This window comes from Natrinema hispanicum, assembly GCF_900111485.1.
Classification (GTDB): domain Archaea; phylum Halobacteriota; class Halobacteria; order Halobacteriales; family Natrialbaceae; genus Natrinema; species Natrinema hispanicum_A.
In genome coordinates, this window is sequence record NZ_FOIC01000002.1 from 277,238 (window position 1) to 291,790 (window position 14,553).

Sequence of the window (14,553 nt, forward strand, 5' to 3'; positions counted from 1 at the left end):
GACGCATGACGACGCTGTTAAGAATGAGTAGTGAGTATGATGACCGAATGAGTAATGCGGCGCTCGACGTCGTGGAGTTCCTGCTCACGACGAGCGTGTATTCGGACGACCGGACGCTAGACGAGAACGATCTCCCGCCGTCGTTCCGCCGCGTATACTGGACCGGCGGCGTCGACGACGACAGCGGAGATGGGGATAACAGCGGTACCAACCGCAAACCCGCTGGGATCAGTCGTCCGCTATCAGTAACGACCACCACAGCGCGCGAAGCGACCGATATCGACCGCCCGTGGGAGGCCATCGCCGAGCTGATGTTTACCGAACGCGATGAGTTCTCCGGCACGATCACCCTCGCCCAACAGGAGATGGCCGAGGAGTGGTTCGCCGAGCGCGTCGACGAAGACCGGTTGCTCGAGAACCCGACGCTCGCGAAATACTTCGAACGCCACGACGACTACGACTTCGACGTCACGCACGAAGAGGCCCGCGAACGCAACCGACCGATTCAGGCCGACCGCGTCTGGATCGACGGACTGCTCAACCAATACTTCGACGAGGACGACGACGAAGAGATGCTCGACCTCGTCGAAGTGCGCGCCCCAGAGGAGGTCGAGACCTCGCTGGACGATCTCGTGCTCACCAAGGACCAAGAGAACGAACTCGATAAGATCTCGAAGGCGATCGAACACCGGGAGTACCTCGCGAACATCGGCCTACGCGAGATCGGGAAGCTGTTGTTCGTCGGGCCGCCGGGAACGGGCAAGACCTCGACCGCACAGGCGCTGGCCCAGGACATGGACCTGCCGTTCGTCGAGGTCAAGCTCTCGATGATTACCTCCCAGTATCTGGGCGAGACGGCCAAAAACGTCGACAAGACGTTCGAAGTCGCCAAACGGCTTTCGCCGTGTATTCTGTTCATCGACGAGTTCGACTTCGTCGCCAAAACCCGCCGCAGCGACGAACACGCCGCGCTCAAACGCGCTGTCAACACCCTGCTCAAGAGCATCGACAACGTCTCGCTCATCGAAGACGACGTGTTGCTCATCGGTGCGACCAACCACCCCGACCAGCTCGACGACGCCGCCTGGCGGCGCTTCGACGAGATCATCAACTTCCCTAAGCCCGACCGCGGCATGCGGGCGGACATCCTCGACGTTATCACCCGCACGATGGATATCGAGGAGTTCGATCCGCAGCTTATCGCTGAAGTCACGCAGGGACTGACCGGCAGCGACCTCCGGATGGTGCTTCGCGAAGCCGTCCTCGAGGCGCTGACCGAAGACCGGACGAAACTCACGCAAGAGGATCTGCTCAACGCCGTCGAGGAGTTCGAAGAGCGCGACACCTTAAAGAACATGGACATGATGGGCGGCGATCACGACGCGCTCGTCGCCGGCGGCGACCTCGGCGGTGCGGCCAGCGACGGTGGCCACTCACACGATCACGACCACAGTCACGAGCACTGACGGACGGTCGGCCCAGACGTCGCTCGCGGGGTCTGTATTTTCCGACGCGAATCAACTGCGCTGTCCGAACCGATAGAACGTCCGTTATCAACCAGCGACCGCTGTCTTACTCGCCGTTCGACGCTGCATCCTCGAGTAACGCCCAGAACCGCTCCGTATCGCCCTCGAAGCGCTCGAGCAGGGCGCGCATCTCGTCTCGGAGGTCGTCAGTCACGGTGACGTGGACCATCCCCTCGTCGGGCTGGCCGTAGACGACGCTCGCGCCGTCGGGCGCGGCGACGATGGCAGGCAGCGCAACCAGATCCTCCTCGCCGTCGACGACAATCGTCGTCGGGTCGTCCGCCGCGAGCGCACGCCGAAGCGCCCGCACGACCGGCGCGGCGAGTTCGGCCGGTGGGTTGGTCACCTCGAGACTCGCACCGGCCGTGACCGCCTCGCGGATCTCCGCGTCGACGGCCTCGCGTTTCGTCCGCCCGTCGACGAGCGCTACGTCAGGCTGGCGGCCCGCCTGCAGGAGGTGGTAGGTGACGACGTCGCCGACGGCGATGATGGGCCCGTCGACGGCCTCGAGCAGTCGCTCGGCGTCGGTTTCGACCGGGCCCAGCGGCTCTTTGAGTTCATTGCGGAGGTCGTCAGGCAGGACAAGCAGCTGTTCGTCGGCGGGCGTCTCGTCGGCTGGCTCGTCGCGAGTCACGGATCTTAGCGGACTTTCAGCGCGTACGCACCTGGTTCGGTGATCTGCATCTCCGTCGCGATCTCGCTTTCCTCGGGGTGGGCAATGATGACATAGCCCGCCCAGTCTTCGGTCAGCGACGAGGAGTTGCAGGCCTCACAGGTCTCGTTGTCCGGTTCGTTGACCCGGTGGCACTCACGACAGACGAGGCGGTTCGATGCCATGGTTATTCACCTGCGGTTGCTTCGCGTTTCTCGCGTTCCTCTTCGAGCCACTGGTGTTTGCCGAGGCCGGGCTGTTTCGCAGTGAGGCCGATCTTCGAGTCGCGGGGGTTGCGCTCGTCGATGCTCTTGGTGACGATGCGGGTCCGGACGGCGTCGTCGACGCCGAGGGTCCGGTCGGACTCGTTCGAGGAGAGCTGCTGGTTTTCGCCGTCGAACGCCAGATACTCGTCGCTGATCTGGGAGACGTGGAGCAGCCCGTCGACGGGACCGATGCCGACGAAGGCACCGAACTCGACGACCTCGACGACGGTGCCGTCGACGACTTCCTGCATCTGCGGATCGAACGTCACCGCATCGAATTCGGCCTCGTAGTAGACACCTGGCCGGTTCGGGAGCACTGCTCCCTCGCCGATGTCGTGGACCTCGGTGACGGAGACGACGCTTCCGACTTCTTCGTCCATCCGTCCCTCGAGTTTGTCCTGGAGCAGTCGCTTGACCAACCCCGGCGACACGTCGCCGAGCTCTTCCGGCGGTACTTCTACCGTATCCTTCAATCTAACCCGTTTGTACATCTATGGTTGAGTGATCGCTAACTTGTTTCTCCCGCGTAATGCAATTACCGGTCTGCTCGCTTCGAGCACCCGATCGCGCAGCGGGCGGTCGTTCGTGACGACGTAGTCGACGCTGCCCTCGCGGGCGAGTTCGACCAAGGCGTCGTCTGCGTACGATGCGTCCGTGTCGACGACAAGACAGCGTTCGGTCGCCAGATCATGGCCCACGGTTGCGGCCGTTCCCTCCTGGCCGCCCTTCTCGGAGAGGCGACGGAGTTCCTCGAGGACGGCCTGCGGGAGGATCGGCTCGTAGGCGTCAAGCAGTCGCTCGAGTTCGTCGAACAACCGAACGTCGAGTTCGACCGGCATCATGAGCGCGCTCGTATCGAGGGCGACCCGCGGCATCTGCATCGATTTCAGTCCGTCAGTGTTCCCAGTCCGATCAGCCGCCAGCGGGCACCGATGCGGCGGTTGATCGCGATCTTCGTTCCCGGTTCGGCGGCGACGGGCCGTTTGAGATTGACCTCACACTCGCCTTCGCGGGCGCTGGTGACGGCACCGACGGTCGTCGCCGTGCCGACGGTCATCATCAGCGGTTCGCCGGTGCTGATCTCGTCGACGGTCTCGCCGTGTTCGGCTCCGACGACCCGCTCGAGCAAGTCGACTTCCATCGTAAACTCGTCCCACGTCGGCGGGAGCGAGCCCGGCGGGCCGGCTATCCGGCCGGCTAACGCGTCGCCTTTCGTCAGCGAGGGGTCGAGCCCGGTACCGACGCCCAGCAGGCCACCCGGCGTGACGGTGTCGACCGTCTCGCCACCGGCCTGCAGCGACCGGATCGTCGTCTCGATCGGGACGTACTCGGTCTTGCCGCCTTCCTCGACTTCACGGCCAGGTCGGACCTCGAGTTCGTCGCCAACCTCGAGTTCGCCCTGCACGAGACTGCCGCCGAGGACGCCGCCGGAAAGATCCGCCGCGGTCGTACCGGGCTTGTTGATGTCGAAGCTGCGGGCGACATGCATCCGTGGGTCGGTGTCGGGATCCCGGTCGGGGGTGGGAATCTCCGCTTCGATCGCCTGAATGAGGAGATCGAGGTTGACCTCCTGGCCCGCGGAGACGGGGACGATCGGAGCGTCTTCGGCGACCGTGCCTGCAACGAACTCCTTGATCTGTTCGTAGTTGTTACGGGCGGTGTCGGCGTCGACGAGGTCGACCTTGTTCTGGGCGATGACGATGTTGTCGATGCCGATGATATCGAGCGCCATCAGGTGCTCTTCAGTCTGGGGCTGTGGGACGGGCTCGTTGGCGCTGACGACCAGCACCGCGCCATCCATCAGCGAGGCACCCGAGAGCATCGTCGCCATTAGGGTCTCGTGACCCGGGGCGTCGACGAACGAAACGGTCCGCAACGGCTCGCTTTCGGAGCCATCCGGACACTCCTCCGTGACGGTGTAACATTCGGGTTCGTCGAGTCCCTCACAGTGACGGAACGTCGCGTCGGCGTAGCCGAGCCGAATGGAGATGCCGCGTTTCATCTCCTCTGAGTGCTGGTCCGTCCACGAGCCGCTGAGGGCTTGCACCAGCGTCGTCTTGCCGTGGTCGACGTGGCCGACGAGCCCGATGTTCACCTCCGGTTGTCGATTTCCTACCATAAGACGATGAGTAATCTTAGGTAGTGATTCCGCTGTGCGCTTGATAAAGGTTGCGAGCTATCCTTTCGTCGCTGCCGACCGATGTCGAACGACTGCTGCCCCGAGTCGCCGAACCCGACGACTTTTCTCGCAGCCGCCCCTCCCCGATATCGTGTCCGAGTTCGCGTTCGAACTCGAGTTGTGTACCCACCTCGAGTCACGCCGGGAGGGAATCATCGCCCGCCAGCTCGGCGCGAGCGTCGCCGAACCCGGCGGCCGCATCCTCGATATCGTCTGCGTCGAGCCCGGTCCCGCGTTCGACGAACGCGTCGCGATCACGAACGAGTCGATCCCCGACGCGGCCATCGCCTCGGCGGTCGGCACAGGCCGGGCCCGCTACTGGAAGGCTGCATTCGACTGCCATCCCGACCGGGCGCGACGTGCCGTCGATCGGGCGCTCGAGATCGGTTTCTTCGAACGCGATCACACCGCCAGCGCGGACGCCAATCGCGAGTACGTCCGCCAGACCGTCCGGTATCCCGACTGGTACGACCGCATCGTCGGCATCGAGAACAAACCCGATCTGGGCCGACCGGGCGACCTCGAGGCCCAACTGCGAACGGACGTCAGCCTCGCGGTCGTCGACGAAATCGTACTCGCAACCGAGAGCTACGTGACCCGCGCGCACCTGAACCGGCTCCCCGAGGAGGTCGGCGTCTGGCGTGTTCATCGCGACGACACGGATCACTCGCTCGAGATCGAGGTGATCCGCGAGCCGTCGTCGCTCCCCGTCGACGAGCCCGGGGTCGAACCCCTCGCGTTCCAGCCGGGTCGCACCGACATCGAGATCGTCTCCCCGCAGGCGAAAGCACGGGCACGCCGGCGACTCGCCGAACGTGCCTATGGCAAAGGCTGGCGCACATACGAATTCCCCGCGTGTGGGGCCTGCCAACCAGCCGACAAAAGCGGTGCGACGCTCCCATACTGTGTGTGGGCAAACAGGGTCGTCGACGCCGCGACGGAGTGTGGCCCCTCGTGTCCGGGCTACGAGCCGGCGACGGCTCCTGGGGTCGATCTCGAGGACGAACGCGACCGACAGACGGCGTGGGAGGCAGACCCCGACGGCACCCGTCGCCGACAGGCCGGCCTCGATCAGTTCGGGTGACAGCCGGGTCCGTCGAGTCGCAGCGACGGACCAACCGTTCTCACAGGACGTACTCCTCGCCGTCGACCGCCAGCGGTTCCTCGAAGGCCTCGTCGGCGGGATAGTAGTGTGCGAGGTGGACGAGTCGCGTTCGATCGGCGTTCAGCTCCTCGGCCATCGCGAGGGCACCCTCTCGCGTCATGTGTTTGGTCCCGAACGTCCGGGGGATCCCTTCGGCATCCTCGTGGCGGCCGCCGATCGGATGGTACTCACAGAGGTCAGCGGGGACGATGCCATCGGCAAGCAGCAGATCAGGGTCAGCCAGCACCTCGCGGGATGCCTCGGGGATGTCGTAGCTCGTATCGCCCGTAATCGACAGTGCTGCGCCCGTCACGGGGTCCTCGACGCGAAGGCCATAACAGACCAGCGGCGGGTGGTCGACCGGCACCAGCGTCACCTCGAGCCCACAGACCGAGACCGGCTCGAGCGGCGTCGTCGGGACGACGGTTAGCGGATCGAGATAGTGGTAGTCGTCGTCGACGGTCTCGGCAACGCTCTTGCCGGTTTTGGGATCGGTTTCGTTGGCTGCATAGACCTCGAGTGAGTCGAGGACGCGAAAGACGTTGCCGAGTCCGTCGAGGTGATCGAAGTGGACGTGCGTGATGACGGCGGCGTCGGGCAACGACACGTCGTCACGGAGGAACTGGTAGCGAAAGTCGGGGCTAAAATCGATCAGCAGCGACTCGTCGACGCGCTCGTTTTCGACGTGGACCGAGAACCGCGTGCGCTCGAGGCCGCGGTCGCGCGCCGCCGTGCAGGTGTCACAGTCACAGCCGACGGTCGGCGTGCCGGTCGTATCACCGGTTCCCAACAGCGTCACTCGCATCGGTCGCTTGTCCCTCCACGATACGTTCGAGATCGACGCGTCGCCGGACTGCTGGCTTGGGCCCTACACATACGCTCGCCCTTCTTCGAGCGCTGTCCGGACGAACGGGTGGTCCGCGTTCGCATCGACTCGCTCGGCGGGCAACACGTACACCGAGGTGACGACGCCGTGCTCTCTCCCGACGGCCTCGGCTTCGGCCTCGAGGGCGCGTTCGGTTTCCGGATCGTCGTCCTCGAGAACCACCAGTATCTCGACCTCGGTGTGGACGCCGCGGTCGTCGCCGCGGACGGCGTCCCCGAACGCGACGAGTTGCCGAATCGACTCGCCGTGAGCAGCCTCGGCTCGACTGGCGAACGCCGCCGCAGCGTCATCCTGTGGCGCTCTCTCACTCATACGTCCTGATAGACACCCGCCGCATAAAGGGTATACTGTTACCGGACATCGCACGAGGCCCGAGTGTGGCGAGACACACGACGAGCCGTGCCATCTCGAGAAGCTATTTAGGCTGCGCCGGAAACGTGACGGACATGTACGATTTCGTCGTCGTTGGCGTCGGGCCGCCGGGTGCGCGGTTTGCCCGCCGTGTCGCCGAGGACGGCTACGACGTGCTCGTCCTCGAGAAGGGCCGTATCGGCGAGCCACTGGCCTGTTCGGGCCACGTGAGCACCGATATCTGGCAGTTCACGGGGTCAGGTGCTCGCGAAGAACTCTTCCAAAACGAGATCTACGGTGCACGATTTCACGTCGGTGGGCCCCGAAGCGACGCCTATCCCTTCTACAAGCAGGCGGTCGCCTCGAACGTTATCGACCGCGTCGGACTGGATCGCCACCTCGCCGAGTTAGCTCGAGAGGCAGGCGCGGACGTCCGTGAGGACCACACTGTTACCGAGGTTACCGAACACCACGATCGCGTCACAGTCGTCGCGAACGGGCCCGATGGCGTCGTCGAGTTCGAGGCGAAGATGGTCGCCGGCTGTGACGGGCCACGCTCGCGAGTCCGGGACGAACTCGGTCTCCCCCAGCCCGACGAGTTCCTCCACGGTGTACTCGCCTTCTCCGAGGAAGACGACCACCAGGATTTTGTCGATGTGCATCTGACGCCGCCGACGTTTTTCGCCTGGCGGATTCCACGCGGCGAGGCCGGCGTCGAGTACGGCCTCGCGGCCCCGCCGGGTGTCCACGTGACCAAACACTTCGAGGACCTGATCGACGGCTACGAGGTCGACGTCTCCCATCGGTGCTCGGGTGCGATCCCGATCGGCCCACCGGATCGGGTGACATCCCAGCGCGCCTTCCTGATCGGCGACGCGGCCGCCCAGACCAAGCCCTTCACCGGCGGTGGCATTCTGTATGGCATGACCAGCGCTGACCACGCCGCCCGCGAGATCGACCCCGATCGGCCGACCACGCTCGCGGCCTACGAACGCGCCTGGCGCGACGATTTGGCACGCGAACAGCAACTCGGCCACTGGATTCGGCGCGCCTACTCGCTGCCCGAGCCGATCCAACGACTCGGCCTCGGCACACTATCGGGCGAGATCGGCGTCCACATGGATCGGCCAACGTCGCTGCTCTCGCTCGAGCATCTCAAGGCGGTGCTCCCCGGTCGCTGAGCCGGCGGCCCCTGTCAGGCTCGAGCCTTCGAGACGGACCGTATTCAGATGCCACTCGAAACCCGAAGCGGACCGTCCTGAACGTCGGTTTCCTGCCCGTTGGCAGTGTCTCCCTGCTCGGTGCGCCCGCGCTCTTCGGCGACGACATACTGGACTTCGACGACGATCGGGTCGTCGGTGTGGGGGCTGATCTCCCTGTAGAGGCGGTCAGCGAGTCCCGGCTCCGTCCCGGCGTTTTGACTCGAGACCGTGACGATGACCCTGTCGACCGACTGCACCGGATAGTTGCCGTCGAGTTCGATCACGATGTCTTCGATCTCGAACTCCTCGTACCGGGGGTCAGTCAGGACGTCCTCGACCTCCGCTTCGGTGGCCGACTCGAGTTCGGTCGTATGAAAGTCGAGCAAGGTAACGCTGGCAAGCGGGACGGTCAGCACTAGCAAGCCGATCCCGAAGATCGCCGCGTAGGTGTAGGTCGGCCGTCGCGTCGGCGACACCTCGAACAGACCCTGGGGCCGATAGCCGGCGACCCACAGCGTCGCCAGCGCAGCCAGATTGACCGACAGGAGGTTGACGATCACGAGGGCTGCAGCGCCGGTCGCCGCACCAGACATCCCCCAGGCGACCGTGATCCCGACCGCAGCGGAGGGCGGAATGAGTGCTGCGGCGATCATGACGCCGACGATGGCCTCCGAAAAGCCCCGCGTGAGACTCAGAATGCCGGCGATCCCGGCACCCAGCGCGACCGCCAGCGAAAACAGGTTCGGCGAGACCCGCTCCTCGAGTTCGGTGGCGACGACGATGTCGACCCCTGCAGGCTCGAGGCCGGCCAGCCGAGCGAGCACCGCGAGCCCGATCGAGGCGGCGACCACCAGTCCGACGCCGACGATCTGATAGCGAAACCCCGTGTATTTGAGCCGGGCGTCACCGGTGACGATACCGATGTTGGCCGCGAGCGCAGGACCGAGCAACGGCGCGATGACCATCGCACCGATCACGACCGCCGGCGAGTCGGCCAGCAGTCCGGCGGTCGCGACGACGGCACTGATCAACAGCATCGCGGCGTAGATCGGAAACGGTGGCGTGAGTTCGTCGGCTTTCGTGCGTAACACCTGTCTCGAGGTACGCGCACCGGTTTGCCCGCCGTAGCTGTACTGTTCCTGCAGCGTCGCGAACCCCTCCGAAATGACCGTTTCGGCGTCGATCACGACGACACGAGCGTCATCGCCGACGCCGGTTCGCTTGAGCCGATCGAGAAGCGGCTCGACGGCCTGGGTGGGGACCGGAAACCGAACCACAGCGGTGTATTCCCGGCCACTGGTTTCGTCACTGACGACGTAGTCGATCCCTTCGTCCTCGAGGATATTGAGGACGGCCCGTCGTTTCCCCTCTGGAACAGTGATCTCCAGATACCGCATACGGGGGCCACACTCGACCAGCCGATAGTACCCCGGGCAGCAGTGGACGGGTGTCGCTCGAGCGTCGGTGTGGTCGTCCCCGCTGGCCGTGGTCGCGCGGCCGACTGTTGGTCGACGCGGTCGGGCAGTGGACTATCACCGATCCCGACAGTCAGACTCACCGCAACAGCGGTTTTTACGCGATGGTGGTGTACAACGTGTGATGTCGACGATAGCTGACCTCCGGCTTCCGGCGACGGAGACAGCGCTTGCGACCACGTTCGAGCGCGCACCGGAGGCGACGTTCGAACTCGAATCCTCGGTGTCGAAGACGCGGCCGTCGCTGTGGGTGATCGGCGTCGATCGCGAGACGGTCGAATCCGCGCTTGCGGCCGATCCGTCCGTCGAGATCGCCGAACTGGTGGTCGAAACTGACTCGCGGTTGCTGTACGACGTGGCCTTTGCTGAGGAGACGGAAACGGATCGCCTCTGGAACGAGGTGCTGGCCGACGGCGGCTCCCTCCTCGAGGCACGCGCAAGCGACGGCTGGTGGCAGGTGACAGTCCGCTACCGCACCCGCGACCAACTCTGTACCACCTACGACCGGCTGGTCGAGCGCGGGATCAACGCCGACCTCCGGCGGATTACCGACATAACCGACACCGACGGCCACGAGACACGACTGACGCCCGAACAGCAAGAGGCCCTCGAGGCCGCCCTCGAGCACGGCTACTTCGAGATTCCACGCGGCGTCTCGATGGAGGAGTTGGCCGACAAATTAGACATTTCACATCAGGCGCTCTCCGAGCGGTTCCGCCGCGCCTACGAGACGCTGGTCGATGCCGAACTCCAGCCCGCAGGCGAAGAGTCACGACCCAACTGATGGTCGGTCGGCTGCCGATCGGCCATAATGGACACGAATCGCGAGATGGCAGCCGAATGGGAACGCGGGACAATCATTATTTGGATGGCTTGCGTTCGACCCCATATGGCTGATCTGCTTTCCGACGAGGAGATCGACGACCAACTCCCCGAGGCGTGGGAGCGCGAGGACGACGAGATCATCCGGGTCTACGAGTTCGACGACTATCTTCGCGGCGTCAACTTCGCCCAGATGGTCGGCGAGATCGCCGAAGCGCAGTTTCACCACCCGGAAATCATCATCCGCTACGCCGGCGTCGAGATCCGGTTGACCTCCCACGAGGCAGGCGGCATTACCGACGACGACATCGAGATGGCAGAGCTGATCGAGTCCGAACACAACTGACAACACTCACCCCCGATGGACGCCCGCTACGCCTTCCGTGTCCGGATTCGTATCGAGCCGGCCCGCGACGATGTCTCCATCGCGCCGAGCAGCGCCGAGACGACGCTCACGCTCTTTCTTGAGGCACCGGAGCCGGGCACCGAAGGGTGGCTCTTCTTCCGGGACACGCTGTGGCGCGGCGAGATCGGCGACGAGGACTACGGCCGCCGCCTCGCCGCAGAGTGGCTCGGCGTTCCCGAACGAACCGTCCAGGCGGTCGAGTTCCGAGAACTACAGACCGACCAGGCGTATTTCGACGCCCTGAAAGCCGAAATCGCGGCCGATCTCGAGCCGTTCAAGGCCGATACCGTCTCGGAAGTCATCTCGAAGTATTTGGGCTCGAGCGTTCGAGTGACCGAGACCGACGACTAGGCCTGCGGGTACACCAGAAACCAGTGACAGGAACCCGTCTCACTCGACTGTCTCAGCCCACATCGTCTGGATCGAGTTCTTCGAGCCGGCTCGCCGTCACCATCGGCCCGTCGGACGGGTCGAGGTGATACGCCCCCGAACACAGCTTGCAGAGCGTAAACTCCTCGGGCAGGCTCGAGCGCGGTCGCTCATAGATCTCCCGCGCATGAGAGAGGCCCTGACACTCGCGATATTCGTGGTAGCGGGTGGTACCGGCAGCGACGTAGACCGTCTCGTCGTCGCTCACAACCACTCACCTGCGTTTCCGCTCGTGTCTGGTCGGTTCGGAGGGCGTGCCCTCCAGCGGTCCGTATCGCAGTGTGGTCCGGCAGCGTCGGCTGCTCGAGACGCGGAACTCGACTGTGGTGATCGAATCATCGTGATAGAACTGTTGACTTCCCACTAGTCCACGCGCCAGTATCACGATCTGGTATATGAAAGTATTGGCTATGATGATATTATTGAACGACGATCAGTTCGTTCCCGACCACCGCCGCCGATCAGTGCTCCGTCGAAATCGCCCGTGAAACGGCCGCTGCCGTATGGTATGTACCGATCAAGTGCGTACATCGAGATCCCACGTTGTTGATTCGCATCGAATATTAGGTAGTAATAATATATACTATGGATAATATTGGTCATCGATAGCACACCTCTCTCCATCTTTATATAATTACTTGTGGGCGTCTTCGGTGATGTCTACGAGCGAACACCAGTTGGCAACAGCAGGGGAACTCGCAGTTCCAGACGAAATTACATCACCACAGGCGAAACTCGTTTATCTCTCGGTTCTCGTCACGGAGGAGGCGAAAGCGGCCGATCTCCAGCAGATGCTCGGAGTGCCGAAACTCACCCTCTTTGCCGTCCTCGAGTCGCTTGCCGCGCAAGATTTTATCCAGCGCACTGGAGATTGCTATGTCTGCCGATAACGCCGCCGACATTCCAGCTCTCGAGACTGACCTGACGGAAGCCGTTCGGGTCGACTGTTACGTGCGCTCGAACGTGCCGACCGCCGTTTCCGAGCGGCTCACCGCGCTGCTCGAGCGGGTACGGACGCTCGAGGAAACCGGCACCCTCGCCGACGTGCAGGTCTCCCAGTGGCCGGCCGAACATGCGATCGGAGACACGGACCAGCCGACCCGGGAGGAACTCGTCGCCGAGTTCGACGAGTGGGCGACCGAGCACGGCTACTCGCTCGAGCCGGGGTTCTGTCGACAGCAGATCGACCTCTCACCGCTCGGGATCGATGACCCGAGTGAGACGATTCGGGTCCCGCTGGTGGCGCTTGTGTTCTACGACGACGCGGACGAGAGCATGCAGGGTATCGTTCCATGCACGAACTCCGATCACGGCGACGGTAAGCGGACCTATACCGTCCACGAGTGGCTCACAGCCGTGGAACGGCATGCGTCGGAGGCATCCCCGCATGATACCCAAACGGAACAGCGTGCCCTGCTGGAGGGATCACGATGACGGCACAACTGCTCGAGGAGACGGACGGCTTGGAACTGCCGTCTCGGCAGCCACTTGCGGACCAGACGTGTCTGGTGACTGGGGCATCACGAGGGATCGGACGGAGTATCGCGTGTGAACTCGGGCGCTACGGTGCGACGGTCGTTGTCAACTATTGCTCGTCGGAAGCAGCCGCCCACGAGGTCGCCGAGACGATCAGCGATACCGACGGCGACGGAGAGGGGTATCCGGTTCAAGCCGACGTCACCGACCGTGACGACGTCGACGCCATGCGTGAGGGCGTCCACGACGAACTCGGCGAGATCGACGTCCTCGTCAACAACGCCGGGATCACGCAGGATCGGCTCTTTGCCGACATGAGCCCCGAAGAATGGCACCGCGCGATCGACGTCTCGCTCAACGGGGCGTTCAACTGCACGCACGCGTTCTACGACGATATTAAAGCTGCCGACGACGGCCGTCTCATCGCCATCTCGAGTGTGGTCGGGAAACAAGGCAACGTCGGCCAGGCGAACTACGCGGCGGCCAAAAGCGGCCTCTTCGGCTTTATTCGCTCGCTTGCCCTCGAGTTGGCACCGTCGGGGTCGACCGCCAACTGTGTCGCACCCGGTTTCACCCGGACCGAGATGGTCGAGGCCATCCCGGACGACGTGCAAGCGGAGATTCGCGACGAAATCCCGCTCGACCGATTCGCCAGCACGAGCGATATCGCCGGACTCGTTCGGTATCTCGCAAGCGAAGAGGCGGGATACATCACCGGGGAAGTCATCGACGTCAACGGCGGTATCGACCTCTAACGGCACGCGATCAGACAAACGAGAGACAGCCCGTGCGTCACGGTATCTGATAGATAGTAGCAGCCATAGTACGTGAACGACCGGCGACGAGCGACTCGGGAGTGAGTACGCCACCCCTGTCGAGTCGGTGGTCGAGTGGCCGCCAGTTCGCTGTCGGTACGACCGTCGTCATCCGTGCCGGACTGCCGACAGGCATTTAGTCGAGAATCCCGTATATCTGTGTCCGAATGGCCGCTGAACCGGACTATGACTTCTGGCTGCTCGACCTCGACGGCACTCTCGTCGACGTCGAGTGGTCGTACACGCGGGAGGTGTTCGACCGAGTCGGCGACCGGCTGGGTCGTGAGTTCACCGACCGGGAAGCCGACATCCTCTGGAACGGGTTGACCGGTTCTCGAGATCGCCAACTCGAGGAATGGGGTGTCGATCCCCGCGAGTTCTGGACCGCCTTTCACGAAGAGGAGGACCCGCTGGTGCGGGCCGAACAGACCTACCTCCACGACGACGCCGCGTTCGTCGCCGACCTCGACGCACCGGTGGGACTTGTCACCCACTGTCAGGAGTTCCTCTGTGAACCCGTGTTGGACCACGTCGGGATCTGCGACTGGTTCGACGCACAACTATGCTGTACCGAGGAGACAGGTTGGAAACCAGACCCCAATCCTGTCGAGCGCGTCATGGTCGACCTCGGCGTCGCGCACAACGGCCATCAAGGCGTACTCGCGGGCGACGGTGCAAACGACGTCGGTGCAGCCTGGAACGCCGGGCTCGACGCGATCCACGTCGAGCGGGTCGGCCACGAGCGCCGTGGCCGGTGTGTCCTCGGCGACTATCGCGTCCAGTCGTTCAACGAACTCTACTGAGGGGGTCAGCAGCAATTGGTCCTGGGACACCCGCGACCGTCTTGCGGTTGTGCCAGAACCGCCGTTTCTCCACCCGTGACACGTCATATAACGCGTGCTCGTATTCACGGATTGTTACCAT

19 protein-coding genes are annotated in these 14,553 nt (G+C 63.9%); 10 read left to right on the top strand and 9 right to left on the bottom strand.

All coding sequences use genetic code 11. From position 1 onward, the window contains the following. The first annotated feature begins 47 nt into the window (after positions 1-47). Positions 48-1,466, top strand: coding sequence for an ATP-binding protein (locus tag BSG09_RS03185; RefSeq protein ID WP_092930000.1), 1,419 nt, complete (start codon positions 48-50; stop codon positions 1,464-1,466). Positions 1,467-1,572: 106 nt separating this feature from the next. Here BSG09_RS03185 and BSG09_RS03190 read toward each other — a convergent pair whose 3' ends face one another. The 5 genes from BSG09_RS03190 to BSG09_RS03210 are packed head-to-tail and all read right to left on the bottom strand — an operon-like array spanning position 1,573 to position 4,563. Continuing rightward, entirely contained in the window at positions 1,573-2,160 is a 588-nt protein-coding gene (locus BSG09_RS03190; RefSeq protein WP_092930002.1) for a GTP-dependent dephospho-CoA kinase family protein, read from the bottom strand. A 5-nt stretch (positions 2,161-2,165) separates the two neighbouring features. After that, on the bottom strand, positions 2,166-2,363 hold the full coding sequence (spt4, locus tag BSG09_RS03195; protein WP_092930004.1) for a transcription elongation factor subunit Spt4: 198 nt from the start codon (positions 2,361-2,363) through the stop codon (positions 2,166-2,168). A 2-nt stretch (positions 2,364-2,365) separates the two neighbouring features. Continuing rightward, positions 2,366-2,935 carry a DNA-directed RNA polymerase gene (locus BSG09_RS03200; protein ID WP_008011167.1) on the bottom strand — a complete coding sequence of 190 codons (570 nt, stop codon included), beginning with the start codon at positions 2,933-2,935 and terminating at the stop codon, positions 2,366-2,368. Next, on the bottom strand, positions 2,936-3,325 hold the full coding sequence (locus BSG09_RS03205; RefSeq protein WP_092930006.1) for a PIN domain-containing protein: 390 nt from the start codon (positions 3,323-3,325) through the stop codon (positions 2,936-2,938). Positions 3,326-3,330: 5 nt separating this feature from the next. Then, entirely contained in the window at positions 3,331-4,563 is a 1,233-nt protein-coding gene (locus tag BSG09_RS03210; RefSeq protein WP_092930008.1) for a translation initiation factor IF-2 subunit gamma, read from the bottom strand. Positions 4,564-4,714: 151 nt separating this feature from the next. Between BSG09_RS03210 and BSG09_RS03215 the strand changes: the two genes are divergently transcribed. After that, on the top strand, positions 4,715-5,707 hold the full coding sequence (locus BSG09_RS03215) for a DUF5787 family protein (protein ID WP_092930010.1): 993 nt from the start codon (positions 4,715-4,717) through the stop codon (positions 5,705-5,707). A gap of 40 nt (positions 5,708-5,747) precedes the next feature. Here BSG09_RS03215 and BSG09_RS03220 read toward each other — a convergent pair whose 3' ends face one another. Both BSG09_RS03220 and BSG09_RS03225 read right to left on the bottom strand, forming a co-directional pair. Beyond that, positions 5,748-6,572, bottom strand: coding sequence for an MBL fold metallo-hydrolase (locus BSG09_RS03220; RefSeq protein ID WP_092930013.1), 825 nt, complete (start codon positions 6,570-6,572; stop codon positions 5,748-5,750). 63 nt (positions 6,573-6,635) lie between these two features. Then, complete coding sequence (locus BSG09_RS03225; RefSeq protein ID WP_092930015.1) at positions 6,636-6,965, bottom strand: hypothetical protein; 330 nt, start codon at positions 6,963-6,965, stop codon at positions 6,636-6,638. Positions 6,966-7,099: 134 nt separating this feature from the next. Between BSG09_RS03225 and BSG09_RS03230 the strand changes: the two genes are divergently transcribed. After that, entirely contained in the window at positions 7,100-8,185 is a 1,086-nt protein-coding gene (locus tag BSG09_RS03230) for a geranylgeranyl reductase family protein (protein WP_092930018.1), read from the top strand. 44 nt (positions 8,186-8,229) lie between these two features. Here BSG09_RS03230 and BSG09_RS03235 read toward each other — a convergent pair whose 3' ends face one another. Then, entirely contained in the window at positions 8,230-9,603 is a 1,374-nt protein-coding gene (locus tag BSG09_RS03235) for a TIGR00341 family protein (protein ID WP_092930021.1), read from the bottom strand. A gap of 202 nt (positions 9,604-9,805) precedes the next feature. Here BSG09_RS03235 and BSG09_RS03240 point away from each other — a divergent pair, with 202 nt between their 5' ends. From BSG09_RS03240 to lwrS, 3 genes are all read left to right on the top strand, one after another. Then, the gene (locus BSG09_RS03240) at positions 9,806-10,465 is read left to right on the top strand and encodes a helix-turn-helix domain-containing protein (protein WP_092930023.1); all 660 of its coding nucleotides are present in this window, start codon (positions 9,806-9,808) and stop codon (positions 10,463-10,465) included. A 105-nt stretch (positions 10,466-10,570) separates the two neighbouring features. After that, positions 10,571-10,849 carry a 4a-hydroxytetrahydrobiopterin dehydratase gene (locus BSG09_RS03245; protein ID WP_092930026.1) on the top strand — a complete coding sequence of 93 codons (279 nt, stop codon included), beginning with the start codon at positions 10,571-10,573 and terminating at the stop codon, positions 10,847-10,849. A gap of 15 nt (positions 10,850-10,864) precedes the next feature. Beyond that, a complete protein-coding gene (gene lwrS / locus BSG09_RS03250; RefSeq protein ID WP_092930028.1) occupies positions 10,865-11,260 on the top strand; it encodes an LWR-salt protein in 396 nt (131 codons plus the stop codon). Between the two features lie 52 nt (positions 11,261-11,312). On the opposite strand, the gene BSG09_RS03255 is transcribed toward lwrS, so the two are convergent. Beyond that, positions 11,313-11,546 carry a hypothetical protein gene (locus BSG09_RS03255; protein WP_092930030.1) on the bottom strand — a complete coding sequence of 78 codons (234 nt, stop codon included), beginning with the start codon at positions 11,544-11,546 and terminating at the stop codon, positions 11,313-11,315. A 448-nt stretch (positions 11,547-11,994) separates the two neighbouring features. On the opposite strand from BSG09_RS03255, the gene BSG09_RS03260 reads away from it, so the two are divergent. From BSG09_RS03260 to BSG09_RS03275, 4 genes are all read left to right on the top strand, one after another. Further along, complete coding sequence (locus BSG09_RS03260) at positions 11,995-12,228, top strand: helix-turn-helix domain-containing protein (RefSeq protein WP_092930032.1); 234 nt, start codon at positions 11,995-11,997, stop codon at positions 12,226-12,228. Next, the gene (locus BSG09_RS03265; protein ID WP_092930034.1) at positions 12,215-12,772 is read left to right on the top strand and encodes an HTH domain-containing protein; all 558 of its coding nucleotides are present in this window, start codon (positions 12,215-12,217) and stop codon (positions 12,770-12,772) included. Before BSG09_RS03260 ends, BSG09_RS03265 begins: the two co-directional genes overlap by 14 nt. Next, the gene (locus tag BSG09_RS03270; protein ID WP_092930037.1) at positions 12,769-13,569 is read left to right on the top strand and encodes a beta-ketoacyl-ACP reductase; all 801 of its coding nucleotides are present in this window, start codon (positions 12,769-12,771) and stop codon (positions 13,567-13,569) included. Before BSG09_RS03265 ends, BSG09_RS03270 begins: the two co-directional genes overlap by 4 nt. A 227-nt stretch (positions 13,570-13,796) precedes the next feature. After that, positions 13,797-14,432, top strand: coding sequence for an HAD family hydrolase (locus tag BSG09_RS03275; protein ID WP_092930040.1), 636 nt, complete (start codon positions 13,797-13,799; stop codon positions 14,430-14,432). The last annotated feature ends 121 nt before the right edge of the window (positions 14,433-14,553 follow it).

What these genes read in the sequence shown, in the direction of transcription:
- BSG09_RS03230 (WP_092930018.1), top strand. Translation starts at nt 7,100, where the DNA reads ATGTACGATTTCGTCGTCGTTGGCGTCGGGCCGCCGGGTGCGCGGTTT.
- BSG09_RS03220 (WP_092930013.1), bottom strand. Translation starts at nt 6,572, where the DNA reads ATGCGAGTGACGCTGTTGGGAACCGGTGATACGACCGGCACGCCGACC.
- BSG09_RS03185 (WP_092930000.1), top strand. Translation starts at nt 48, where the DNA reads ATGAGTAATGCGGCGCTCGACGTCGTGGAGTTCCTGCTCACGACGAGC.
- BSG09_RS03265 (WP_092930034.1), top strand. Translation starts at nt 12,215, where the DNA reads ATGTCTGCCGATAACGCCGCCGACATTCCAGCTCTCGAGACTGACCTG.
- BSG09_RS03205 (WP_092930006.1), bottom strand. Translation starts at nt 3,325, where the DNA reads ATGCAGATGCCGCGGGTCGCCCTCGATACGAGCGCGCTCATGATGCCG.
- spt4 (WP_092930004.1), bottom strand. Translation starts at nt 2,363, where the DNA reads ATGGCATCGAACCGCCTCGTCTGTCGTGAGTGCCACCGGGTCAACGAA.
- BSG09_RS03200 (WP_008011167.1), bottom strand. Translation starts at nt 2,935, where the DNA reads ATGTACAAACGGGTTAGATTGAAGGATACGGTAGAAGTACCGCCGGAA.
- BSG09_RS03275 (WP_092930040.1), top strand. Translation starts at nt 13,797, where the DNA reads ATGGCCGCTGAACCGGACTATGACTTCTGGCTGCTCGACCTCGACGGC.
- BSG09_RS03225 (WP_092930015.1), bottom strand. Translation starts at nt 6,965, where the DNA reads ATGAGTGAGAGAGCGCCACAGGATGACGCTGCGGCGGCGTTCGCCAGT.
- BSG09_RS03210 (WP_092930008.1), bottom strand. Translation starts at nt 4,563, where the DNA reads ATGGTAGGAAATCGACAACCGGAGGTGAACATCGGGCTCGTCGGCCAC.
- BSG09_RS03235 (WP_092930021.1), bottom strand. Translation starts at nt 9,603, where the DNA reads ATGCGGTATCTGGAGATCACTGTTCCAGAGGGGAAACGACGGGCCGTC.
- BSG09_RS03270 (WP_092930037.1), top strand. Translation starts at nt 12,769, where the DNA reads ATGACGGCACAACTGCTCGAGGAGACGGACGGCTTGGAACTGCCGTCT.
- BSG09_RS03245 (WP_092930026.1), top strand. Translation starts at nt 10,571, where the DNA reads ATGGCTGATCTGCTTTCCGACGAGGAGATCGACGACCAACTCCCCGAG.
- BSG09_RS03240 (WP_092930023.1), top strand. Translation starts at nt 9,806, where the DNA reads ATGTCGACGATAGCTGACCTCCGGCTTCCGGCGACGGAGACAGCGCTT.
- lwrS (WP_092930028.1), top strand. Translation starts at nt 10,865, where the DNA reads ATGGACGCCCGCTACGCCTTCCGTGTCCGGATTCGTATCGAGCCGGCC.
- BSG09_RS03260 (WP_092930032.1), top strand. Translation starts at nt 11,995, where the DNA reads ATGTCTACGAGCGAACACCAGTTGGCAACAGCAGGGGAACTCGCAGTT.